This is a genomic window from Rummeliibacillus sp. SL167, assembly GCF_007896505.1.
GTDB lineage: Bacteria > Bacillota > Bacilli > Bacillales_A > Planococcaceae > Rummeliibacillus > Rummeliibacillus suwonensis.
Map to the genome: position 1 here is coordinate 1044501 of NZ_VCBM01000001.1, position 12374 is coordinate 1056874.

9 protein-coding genes, 1 pseudogene and 1 riboswitch are annotated in these 12374 nt (G+C 34.6%); all 10 genes and pseudogenes read right to left on the reverse strand.

The features are described from left to right. Positions 1-12 precede the first annotated feature (12 nt). Entirely contained in the window at positions 13-651 is a 639-nt protein-coding gene (ribE, locus tag FEZ13_RS04725; RefSeq protein ID WP_146548800.1) for a riboflavin synthase, read from the reverse strand. Between the two features lie 10 nt (positions 652-661). Continuing rightward, a complete protein-coding gene (ribD, locus tag FEZ13_RS04730) occupies positions 662-1744 on the reverse strand; it encodes a bifunctional diaminohydroxyphosphoribosylaminopyrimidine deaminase/5-amino-6-(5-phosphoribosylamino)uracil reductase RibD (protein WP_146551664.1) in 1083 nt (360 codons plus the stop codon). A gap of 925 nt (positions 1745-2669) precedes the next feature. Beyond that, positions 2670-2799: riboswitch (FMN riboswitch) on the reverse strand. Between the two features lie 441 nt (positions 2800-3240). Then, positions 3241-4008, reverse strand: coding sequence for a hypothetical protein (locus FEZ13_RS04735; RefSeq protein WP_146551665.1), 768 nt, complete (start codon positions 4006-4008; stop codon positions 3241-3243). Positions 4009-4238: 230 nt separating this feature from the next. After that, positions 4239-4715, reverse strand: a complete 477-nt coding sequence (gene tnpA / locus FEZ13_RS04740) for an IS200/IS605 family transposase (protein WP_146551549.1) — start codon at positions 4713-4715, stop codon at positions 4239-4241. Positions 4716-4902: 187 nt separating this feature from the next. Further along, complete coding sequence (wecB, locus tag FEZ13_RS04745; RefSeq protein WP_146552745.1) at positions 4903-6066, reverse strand: non-hydrolyzing UDP-N-acetylglucosamine 2-epimerase; 1164 nt, start codon at positions 6064-6066, stop codon at positions 4903-4905. 354 nt (positions 6067-6420) lie between these two features. Next, a pseudogene (locus tag FEZ13_RS04750) lies at positions 6421-7168 on the reverse strand (ABC transporter ATP-binding protein); the annotation flags it as partial. Positions 7169-7182: 14 nt separating this feature from the next. Then, positions 7183-7986, reverse strand: a complete 804-nt coding sequence (locus FEZ13_RS04755) for an ABC transporter permease (RefSeq protein WP_146548804.1) — start codon at positions 7984-7986, stop codon at positions 7183-7185. Next, a complete protein-coding gene (locus tag FEZ13_RS04760) occupies positions 7983-9263 on the reverse strand; it encodes a nucleotide sugar dehydrogenase (protein ID WP_146548805.1) in 1281 nt (426 codons plus the stop codon). Before FEZ13_RS04760 ends, FEZ13_RS04755 begins: the two co-directional genes overlap by 4 nt. A 145-nt stretch (positions 9264-9408) precedes the next feature. Beyond that, positions 9409-12126 carry a glycosyltransferase gene (locus FEZ13_RS04765; protein WP_146551666.1) on the reverse strand — a complete coding sequence of 906 codons (2718 nt, stop codon included), beginning with the start codon at positions 12124-12126 and terminating at the stop codon, positions 9409-9411. Further along, a complete protein-coding gene (locus FEZ13_RS04770; protein WP_146548807.1) occupies positions 12107-12370 on the reverse strand; it encodes a hypothetical protein in 264 nt (87 codons plus the stop codon). Before FEZ13_RS04770 ends, FEZ13_RS04765 begins: the two co-directional genes overlap by 20 nt. Positions 12371-12374: the final 4 nt, after the last annotated feature.

Genomic DNA, 12374 nt, shown 5'->3' on the forward strand with positions numbered 1-12374 from the left:
AAACACCGCCTTTTAAAATCCATTTTCTTTTAAGAAATCTAATGTAATGCCGGACTTTTCTTCTTTTCTTTCTATATGATTGATCACATATTTACCAAGCAAATCGTTTTCAATATTCACAATATCATGTTCCTTTTTGATGCCAAGAATGGTTTGGTCAAACGTGTGTGGTATTAAAGACACCGTTAATTGAGTTGGTTTTATATCGAAAATCGTTAAGCTAATACCATCAATCGCGACAGAACCTTTCATCATGCAAAACTTACTCAATTCTTGACTGATACCAATATCTACATAAACAGCATTGGCGAATTTTCGTTTTCTTAAAATAACACCAGTGCCGTCTACATGTCCAGAAACAAAATGACCGCCAAACCTACCATTTGCAGGCATTGCCCTTTCTAAATTGACCAATTGCCCCGTTTGCAATGATTGAATATTTGTTGCTTTTACTGTTTCTGGCATCACATCAACTGTGAATTGATTGCTTGAAAAAGAAATGACAGTTAAACATACTCCGTTCACCGCGATACTATCACCGACATGAATGTCTTCTAAGATTTTCTTAGATTCAATTGTCAGCTGCATACTTGTCGTTGCGTTTTTAATTGCTTTTACAGTTCCTAAATCTTCTACAATTCCTGTAAACAAATGAAACACCTCATTTCGGAACAGAAGTTATTTTAATATCTTTCCCAATCATCTCAACTTTTTTAAATTCAAGAGGGTAAGCATCTTTTACTCGTGTAATATCGAGATCTCCTATCATGGGAACTGCATGATCATCACCAAAAATCTTTGGTGCAATGTATGTGATGATCTGATTGACATAACCTGATTTTAAGAAACTGGCATTAATTGCACTTCCACCTTCCACATAAAGGTTCATGATTTTACGTTTGCCTAGTTCTTTTAATACTTCTTCTATCGATATAGTTTGTTTTGATAATGGAATAATTTCGACATGTGCTTGTAAAAAGCTTTTAACCCTTTCCTCAGATACGTTTGAACCTGTAAAAATCCATGTAGGTGTGATATCTTCTGTCATTACTTTGGCATCATGTGAAATGCTTAAGTTAGTATCTAAAATGACACGAATAGGTTGCTTTTTCGTATAGCCAAAGCGATTTGTCAAGCTTGGATTATCCTTTAAAATCGTCCCAATGCCTACTAAAATGGCATCGTTTTTTTCTCTCTCCTGATGAACATCGTGTTGAACCTCGATACCTGTAATTGCTTCTCCATCGCCTGTTTTCGCTGCCAGTTTACCATCCAGCGTAATGGCTTGTTTCAAGGTAACATAGGGAACCTCATGTTGGATGAAATGGAAAAAAGCCTTATTTAACTGCCCCGCTTTCTCTTTTAAAACACCCGTCGTAACTTCAATGCCCGCCTTTTTCAAAATACCAATGCCCTTTCCTGCAACTAAGGGATTCGGATCTAATGATGCAACGACAACTCTTTTAACCCCTGCTTTCACTAGCGCATTCGCACAGGGTGGTGTTTTGCCATAATGACTACATGGTTCAAGTGTCACATAAATGGTACTTCCAAAGGCTTTTTCTCCTGCCATTTGTAATGCGTTGACTTCGGCATGTGGTGTCCCAGCTTTTAAATGGGCACCAAAACCAACTATTTCTTGGTCCTTTACGATGACTGCTCCAACAACAGGATTCGGATTTGTTTGTCCTTCAGCAACCTGTGCAAGCTGTAGTGCAAAATTCATGTAAAAATCATCTGTCATATGAATCGCTCCCATTTGGAAATTTTTTTGCTAAATGAATTAATTTCATAATGCAAGATTCAGATAAAAAACACGAACATTTCAAATCAGCATGAACATTAATATTCAGAAATTTTTGTTCCTCTCCAGACGGCGCTTTCCACGGGCTTGGCTTCAATCTCCTCGTCACTACGTTCCTGCGGGGCTTTCAGCTCAAGCTTTTCCCGTAGGAGTCGCCGTCTTCCGTTCCACAACTATCAAAATTAGTTATTATTAAACGTTCGTATTTTTTTAGAAGAAAATGATTTATGAAATTGATTCAAATAAAAAACTATTCAAAAGACGCTTCCTTAGGAGTAGTTAATAGGAGGATATGTAGTAAATGGTATTTTAAAATAGGCCAATTGAACTCTATTTTCGCAAACTTTACCATAACCCATGTTGTTGTTCTCCTATTTAAATAACTATGCAATTAGTTTTGGATTTGGGATAAAGTGAAGCTTCCATCATTGGGGTTTTTCTTCATCCCCCAATGATGGTTAGCTAAACCAATCGGACTTTTACGGGCAGTTCATCCCCCATCTATCTTTCTCGTTTCTTTCTAAACTTTGAAATGGGGGGTTACTGCCCGTTAAAGCGGGATAAACCTCACTAAAAAAACTTGCAGGTTTAGAATTTCTCCATCACCATCGATTGGGATTTTCATCTTTCATTTCATGAAGCGCGATCCATTATGTCCTCATGTAATGGCTTTTAAATGATGCTTCTGAATCATGAGGCTGATCAGTTAACGGTCGGTCGCTTTCATTGCAAAAAGCTTAAGGTAAATGAAAGTAAAAAGAAAACCCCATAGATTTTCTCTACGGGGTTGGATTGGAAGTTTAAATTTAGTCATCACCAAATAGACTCATGAAATCACGTAAATTTCATAAGCAAAAGCATTCCATACATCCTTCTCTCATCCAGACTATACTGTCGGCTTTGGAATTGCACCAAATCCTGCCTATGAAGGCTCACGGGCTTAGAATTTCTTCATCACCGTCGATTGGGATTTTCACCCTACCCCGAAGGATTATTATCTATAGGCAAAGTATAGCACTCTTTTTCTGAAAAAGCATTACTATTTTTATTTTTATGAATAAATTACATACAGCCATTAGAAAATTCCTATAAAAAGGAACTTTGCAAAGTGTTTTTTACATACTCACTGATCCAATTGTCACTAGATTCTAGAAGTTAAATAAACTTTCAAACGGGTTTGTTATCCAATTTTATCCACTTAAACTTAGATAACTTGCTGATTTCCGCCACGGCTTGCTCGCTTTCCCGCGGAACATTGAATGGACTTCCTGAATCCACACCGCACGAAGGAAATGCGCAAGCCTAATCGAGGACTCGAGCAAGCCACAGCGAAGATCTATATAGATTGGCGTTTACAATGAGGAATTTTTCTCATTTATACTCATATATTTCCTAATCAAAATGCCTGATGAATTTTATCTATTCAATCGGTAAATTTAAACCACTCGATTTGAATCTTCATAACGACTGATAATTACTTTATCTAATAAATCATACCGTTTTATCAGAACGCTGATCATCTGATGCCATTTTTTACAGAGCTTAAATGCATCCTTATATTCATCTGAATCTTGATCAATTGGTTCCTCGTTTTCTAAAAAGACATATTCGATGATAGGATCATCTAAATCATCCACAACTATTTTCAAACATAGTTTTTTGATCCCTTCCTTATCCTTTTCTTTATCTTTTTTTGATTTTTCCTCTTTTTCTTCCTCTGCCTCTTTCATGTCGTTTTTAGAATCCTTTTCTTTTTTCGTAACATTTATCAATGAGTTTTCTCTTTTCTCGAGTAAAGAGCCACCGAATAATCCTCTTCTGGATATTAAAGCGATTGGATGATCATTTTCCTCAATAGAAGTTTCATATATTTTGTCGAAAGGATAGTCTCTTACCTCAAAGCCAGAATCCGTATTTTCTCTATTTGCGATCAATAAAGTTTGTGATGCCTCGTCCAGTAAAAGCGCATTTAAATAATCAGAAGATACGGTCAATTGTGAATAGGCGAATTCTTGTAGTAATTCTTCCATTTCTTTTTTTATTTCTTCCTCTTTTCTTTTCTCCACTAATAGAATTTGATTCGTTCCCCATTTAAACAATAAAAATGAAATCAACAAAAAAAATAACTTAGCACCGAGTGTTTGAACGATAAACGTAAAGATAAAGAATATTCCACTTGTCAGAAATAGAAGTAATATACTCATTCACAAGCCACCTTTAAAGAATCATTTCATGTTAATAGAATTCTATTCATCTATCCTAGATTTCATGCCTATTTTTAGTAGTGTTAATGATATTTCATAATCAGAGCCACCAGTATAACTGGTGGTTTGCTCTGCGCGTGAAACGCTGGGGTACTGGCCCATGTCTAAAGACATACTGAAAGGTCCGCCAACCGCACTCCGTTCTCACACTACCACTAAAGTGGTTCTATTTATTTCCTCTTTTTAGGTTTTACTTCCTCACCTGTGAAAGGATCAATGAATTCTTTCATCGTCATTTGATCCTCCAAAATATCTTCCTGCAATTGATTTTTTATATACTCTTGTATCACTTTTCTGTTCCGGCCTACTGTATCTACATAGAATCCACGACACCAAAACTTCCGATTTCCATATTTATATTTTAAGTTTGCATGTCGGTCGAAAATCATTAAACTACTTTTTCCTTTTAAATAGCCCATAAAGGATGAAACACTTAATTTCGGTGGAATACTTACCAGCATATGAATATGATCAGGGCAAGCCTCTGCTTCTATTATTTCAACGCCTTTTCTTTCACATAATTGGCGTAATATTTTTCCTACATCTGCTCTTATCTTTCCGTATATAATTTGTCTTCTATATTTTGGTGCAAAAACAATGTGATACTTACAATTCCATGTTGTATGTGCTAAACTTTTATTATCCATTTGGATCCCCTTTCGTACAGAGTCGGTTGGCTAGACCTAACTCCATTGTACGACCGGGGTTTTTTTTCTGTCCATAGCTAAAAGCTTTTTAGAACCCCTCGCATAGCAAGGGGTTTTCAATTCTACAAAAAAAAAATAGCATGCTAGAATTATTTCTAGCATACTATTTTTACTTTTGAGTCATCTTTTAAAATGAAGTGATTCCATCTTGGACGGTCATTTCTTCACTTTTTACGAAGGGATTAGGCATATGATTTTTTATACCAAAATGATAAAGGATTGCATCGACAATTCGTTCAGAAGCATGTCCATCTCCATATGGATTAGAAGCTTTTGACATTTTTTCATATTCCGCAGAGTTGGTTAACAATTCTTTCAAAGCCTGATAGATCCTTGATTGATTTGTACCTACTAGCTTTAATGTACCCGCTTCTACTCCCTCTGGTCGTTCAGTTGTATCACGGAGAACTAAAACTGGAACACCAAGAGAAGGTGCCTCTTCCTGTATACCTCCTGAATCTGTCAAAATAATATGGGCTCTAGCTAAAAAGTTATGGAAATCGACAACTTCTAAAGGTTCGATTAGATGGATCCGTGGATTGCCATCTAATATTTCTTTGGCAATTTCCCTTACTGCTGGGTTTAGATGAACAGGATAGACCACTTGAACATCCTCATGTTCATCTACAATTTGTTTAATCGCTTTAAACATGTGTCTCATTGGTTCTCCAAGATTTTCTCTACGATGAGCAGTTAATAAGATCATCTTATCTTGGCCTATTTTTTCTAATATGTGGTGATGATAATTTGTAGAAACGGTTGTAGCTAATGCATCAATGGCGGTATTTCCTGTAATAAAAATCGTTTCGGGATCCTTACTTTCATTGAGCAGATTTTGCTGTGCTTTTTTGGTTGGGGCAAAGTGAAAATCAGCTATAACACCTGTTAGTTGGCGATTCATTTCTTCAGGGAACGGCGAATATTTGTTCCAAGTACGTAAGCCCGCTTCAACATGTCCAACTGGAATATGATTATAAAACGCTGCAAGACTTCCCACAAATGTCGTTGATGTGTCACCATGTACAAGAACTAAATCAGGTTTTTCATTTTGCATCACTTCATTTAATCCTTTAAGTGCTAAAGTTGTGACATCTATTAATGTTTGACGATCCTTCATAATATTTAAATCATACTTAGGATGAATATTAAAATCGCTAAGTACTTGGTCTAGCATTTGGCGATGCTGCGCCGTTACGGTTACAATCGATTCAATTTCTTCTTGATGCTTGTCTAATTCAAGTATTAATGGAGCTAGTTTGATTGCTTCCGGTCTAGTACCGAATATCGTCATGATTTTTATTTTTCTTTGGTTTGTCAATGAAAACTACCTCCGATTTTTTTAGATAAAGTGAAACCTCATACAAAGATCCCTCTCTAGATGTTGGTTGAACCAATCAAGCTTTTACAGGCAGCTGATCTCCCACTTGTCCATTCTGTTCCATTTCCACTAGAATCTAGTAGAAGGATCTCACAGCCTGTTAATGTGAGCTTAACATATATGTTGCACTTACAATAACCGCAACTAATAAAACAAAAGATTGCAAAATGACTGATAGATTGAAGCCATTCTTTTGCTGCTCTTTACTTTGTGGCTCATTTACATTTTCTGTATACTGTTTCTCCAACATTTTCGTTCTACTAATCTTCTTTTCTTCATCACTTAAAGCATTGAACGTATGGATAAATTTTTTATATTCACTGATTACCTTTTTGGTTTCGTCAAACATCTTGATTTCTCCAAAATGGATCCACATGACTCGATCACAAAATGCTTGGATCTGAGACAATGAATGACTGACAAAAATAATTGTTTTTCCTTCACTTTTAAACTCATTAATCTTATTAAGACATTTTTGATAAAATGTTTGATCCCCGACGGACAACGCTTCATCCACTATTAAAATATCTGGATTTGTATGAATAGATATCGCAAAACCTAATCGTGATTTCATACCACTAGAATAATTTTTAACAGGCTGATGGATAAAATTTCCGATATCCGCAAATTCAACAATATCATCCTGAATCATATTAATTTCCGCATTCGTTAAACCATGCATCAAACATTTCATCTTAATATTTTCCATCCCCGTCAAAGAGGGATTCAAACCAACAGAAATGGCAATTAATGATGTCTCACCGTTGATTTCTATATCGCCAAAACTTGGAGGGATAACCTGTGCAAGTATATTAGAAAGTGTCGACTTTCCAGAACCATTCAAGCCAATGATTCCAATTGCTTCACCTTCATTAATTTCAAAATCAATATTTTTTAAAGCATAGAACTGATCTCTATCTTTTTTTAACGAAATGATATCCAATAATTTATCAGATTGTTTACGATATAATCTGAAACTTTTTGATACGTTTGTGCAACGAATTTTCGGATTCATAGATTTTCCTCCGATTATAAATAATCAACAAATTTGTTTCGGAATTTAATATGCAAATAAGCTCCGATTGTCAGTATCAGCAAACTGATACTCCAAAAATACAGCGTATAGGCGCCATCTTCAAAAAACCATTGTCCACCTAAAATGGAATATCTAAAACCTTCGATAATATAAAATAGTGGATTTAGTTTTAGTATATTCACAAAAAAGGTAGGAAAGTTATGGACATTCCAAACAATAGGTAAAAAAAACATCATCAATCGCACAACCGATTGTACCATCATTTGAACATCTCGAATAATCGTTGTAAGTGTCGATAACAATAGTGTGATCGCAAATAGAAACAGATATAAGCATGCTAGATAGTAGAATAATTGTAGCAGGTATAGACCTGAAAATATGTCATAAAAGCAAGCAATTACAATTGTAATCACGATCATTGGGAATAATGAAAGTGAATTTCCTACAATTTTAATACTTGGTAATACGCTAACTGGAAAATGCATTTTTGATACTAAACTAACCTTTGCAAATACACTATTAGATGCTTGAACAATCGTTCGGCTAATATATAGCCATGGTACAAGTCCTATGATCAACCAAAGGAAAAATGGCGTACCATCAACTGGTGATCCCTTTCTTATACCAAGACCAAAGATAAGCCAATACACCATTATTTGAATGAATGGATTCAAGATTTGCCATAGCATCCCAAAATAGTGCATTGTATATTTTCCTTTTTCTTCATATAAACTAAGTCTAACTATTAAGTTAAAATGAAGAAATTGTTCTTTCAATACTTGCCATGCGAAGTTCATACAAGAGATGTTTCCTTATTATTTGTATATTTGTAGAGATTGCCATAGTTCATATAGTTAACATCTTGTGGTAACACTTTTACAACGTTTTTCGTATCAAAAATTCTTTTATTGGACATATTCGCTAACATAGAATCGCTAAATTGTTTGAATTCATCATGATCTGATAATATAACGATTAAATCTGAGTCTTTTACCGCTTGATCAAAATCTTTCATGACCCATTCCTCTTTTACATGTGGATCATATGCACGAACTTCAAAGTCGCTTTGCGCTTGTAGCATATGGTAAATTTCTAAAGCTGGGCTTTCACGAATATCATCAACATTTCCTTTATAAGTTAAACCAAAAACGGTGACGATTTTTCCATTTTCACTTTTCATTAATTGTTTAACATTATCTACAACAAATTGTGGCATAGATGTGTTGATCGTACGAGAAAGGCTAATAAGTTGGGCTGTTTTGGGAGCTTTTGCTACGATAAAATATGGATCAACTGCTAGACAATGTCCTCCAACCCCAGGTCCAGGAGTATGCAAATTTACGCGAGGATGTTTATTGGCCATTTCGATCACATCAAGTGCGTTGATTTCCAACTCATTACATACTTTTGCTAATTCATTTGCAAGTGCAATATTCACATCTCTAAATGTATTTTCCATCAGTTTAGACATTTCAGCTGTTTTTGCATCCGTTCTAATAATTTCCCCTTGAACGAAAGTACTATATACTTTAACACCAGCTTCTGTACATGCAGGTGTAATACCTCCAACAATTCGGTTATTAAACACTAATTCTTGAAGAATTTGACCTGGTAAAACTCTTTCAGGGCAGTGTACAAGGAAAATATCTTCACCGACCACAAATCCTGCTTTCTCAACTAAAGGCTTAACAAAATCGTCCATACTGCGAGGTGCGATGGTTGATTCAACAATGATCGTATTGCCTTTTTCAATATAAGGGATTATAGAGCGTACTGCACTCAATACATATGTTAAATCACAGGATTTATATTGGTCATTACAATTGGGTGTTGGAACTGAAATGATAAATGCATCAGCTTTTTCAGGTTCATAGGAAGCTTTAAACGTCCCCATTGAAATAACTTCTTCCAAAGCTTCTTGCAAACCCGGTTCTTCTAAATGGATTTTTCCATGATTTAGTGAATCCACAGCTTCTTTTTTCACATCAACACCTACAACATTTACATGATGTTTGGCAAACATGATAGAGGTTGGTAATCCGATATATCCAAGACCGATCGTACATAGTTTCATTTTAATTTCCTCCAATTTTCGAGTAGATTTTTAGTTTTCTTTTTTATCGCAACCTATATATTGAAAAGCAATTGCTTAAACTGATGAAAAAACGTTAGCCTTCTCGCATCACCCCTTTCAAATAAAAATTCAAATTTTTCTGAATCTATATTCTGGTGAAGTATTTTGCTATTTTCTTGTACTTTCCTTTTTTATAGAAAGCTTCGAATTTTTCACCTTCTATTGAATTTTTAACTATGAATTCTTTGTATAAAGAATAAATTTGATAGAGAATATCGATCGCCTCTTTTAGATCCTCATCTCCAATCCGTTTAATGCGGATCAAATACCAATTTTTGAAGTAAAAGTTGAATCGTTTATCCATATATAAATCGAGCAATTCATTTTTCTTTAAAAATGGTAATCTCTCTTTTTCTAATGTGTAATATTTATGAAAAAACTTTTTTGTTATCGTATTTGTAACAGATCCTGAAACTGCTGCATAATAGATGTGAATATCCAGATCGAGTACTGCTGCCTTCGTTGAATGCAATAACAGCTCTTGGAAAAACAGTGTATCTTGTCCGCCAGCATTTTCTACCATCTTCAAGTGATTATCCATAATGATCTTTCGCTTGACGATCAATGCTTGGATACTTTGAGTTCTCAGTTCTGTATCGATCAATAGCTGCTTCGGATTTTGAATGACCTTACTATGAATCACGTCTGTAACCGTTTGATAGTATTTGAAATAACTAATTTTTTTGTTATCAAATTTGACCATATTGCCAATTGCCATGTCTATATCAGGATTCCTTTTTAGCAATTGCAATAATTTCGCATATCCATCGTTGATCGCTTCATTATCCGGATCTAAATACGTTATATATTCACAACTTGCTAGTTCGACACCTCGATTTCTTGCCCTTGATGCACTACCACTTCCTCCTTTCGGGAAGAAATAAGTCATAACATTCGTATTTGACTCTGCAATTCGACGTATCGTGCTAATAGTTTCCTCATCAGTGGATCCATCATCTACTAAGATAATTTCCATCTTGTCAAAAATGCTGCTTCTTTTTAAGCTATTAAAACATTTGTTCAACAAGTATTTGCCGTTGTTATAAACAGGAACAATTACAGATAATTCATATTGACGATCATCTATCAACCCTTGCTGCAAGCATTCTTTGCTGTTTGTGTTGAGTTCAAAATGGTCAATGCAATACCCATATTGTCGTTTGTAATGAGTAGGCATTTTGAGCAATTCGTCGGTAGCAAAAGCTTCAGACCAAAACACGGTTTTATATTTATCTTGAATTTCATTCACGTACATGTGTTCTAACCCTTCTACTAATTTGTTTCCCTCGTAATAGCTGTTTTTCGTAATATAATCTGAATCTGTATATTTAAAACCGTTGATCATATCTTCTAAATAATATTCTTCGTATTGATAACCTGAACGGAAGAAAGCAATGATATCGTATTGTGCTCGAATCTCATCATTGAAATCTGCTTCAGCGATTAAAGCTTTTTCTTCATAGGATTGATTCTCAAAATTTTTGATCACTTCGTCATTCAATTGATCTGCTACGACCAAAGCTTTTTTCAAGGATACTTGTTTTTCCATTTCAATTTTTTCTAATAACCCATTGAATCTTTCAAATGTTGTGTAGGAAGACATGACATTTCGGATTCCTATTACTTGATGCTTATACACTTCTTCATCTGTAAATTCATTTAATATATCTTTGACCTCCTGCTGACTATTCACAATAAAGACATTTGGAAATTTATCGTTCACGCCAACACTATAATTTGAAATAATAATATTACCGATAGCTTGCAGCTCATAAATTCGATTGGCAAACATCGTTTCACTAAACTTCACAGAGTTTAAGTTAATCGCCCAATCATAAAGCTTATGCACTTTTTGAAGATATTGATGTTCAATGGCTGGCGACACATATTCTAAATACTCTTGTGGGAAGAAATAATTTAAATTATTTAAATGAAAATTTCGATCGATGATTTTTAGATCTCGATTCGCACTTTTTACACCCTCGAAAATATCAATTGTTTCCCTTTGCCTTTCGGGATATTTGTTCAGCCATGATCCTGCAAAAAACACATCTTTACTCTTTGGATGGTTTCGGATACCAATTGGATTATGGTAAAGTGGATTGATACCAAATTCCAAGACGAAAACTTTTTGGTGCTTGCAAGCTTTTTTATAGCTTTCCACTTTTTCTTTTGCTGTTGTAAAAACATAATCACATTTCTTGGCGATCCCGATAAATTTTTCATAATTGACAGGGTCTTCTTTCGAGTAAAATACTGTTTTGACGTGATTTTTTTTAAAATATTGAATTACCTTATATAAGTCTTTTCTCTTTTGAGACTTATCATTGGCTAAACCCGTCCAGCTACCATCTAACCCCTTCCAAGTCGTCACTACAAACAAGAAATCTAATTGGTCCTTATAAGACTGATAATTATCGCGAGTAATAGGGATGAAATTGGCCACATCTTTATAAGATTGGTACAAAAATTCATCTGCAATAATCCCAACCTGCATGGAATACTTATTGTAATATCTACTGCCATTACTTTCAGGGATATTGTCCAGTAATGGTTTTATACGATCAAAATAATGCAAATCTGCTACTTCATCACGATAATCCAAGTATTCTTGTTTGGTTGTTTTTAGTGGTGCTGTTTGAATTTCATATAGAAATAATGACTCTTCAGGAATACTTTCAGGTAGAATGCCATTTTCCTTAAAATAATCAATTTCATACTTTTCTCTCTTAATGGCATCTTCAAGTTGTTGTTTACGTGATTGAATCTCTCTCAATTGTTCTTCAATTTTTGATGTTTGCATTTCTTTTGCCTCGCTTAATTCTTTTTAAAACTCGCCAATAAACATAGGTCAGTCTTCCAAGCTTCGAATGACTGATTGCATAATGTTTTGAATGTAATTTTTGATATGAACTTAATAGATGTTCTTCTTGAATATACATTCGTAAAAGTTCTTCTTGAATCATTACTTTTTCTTTTTTTTCTTGTAATAGTAATCGTCTAAGAGACTCCAATTCTCTCGATAAGTCTTCCGTTTTTAATTCCAAAATT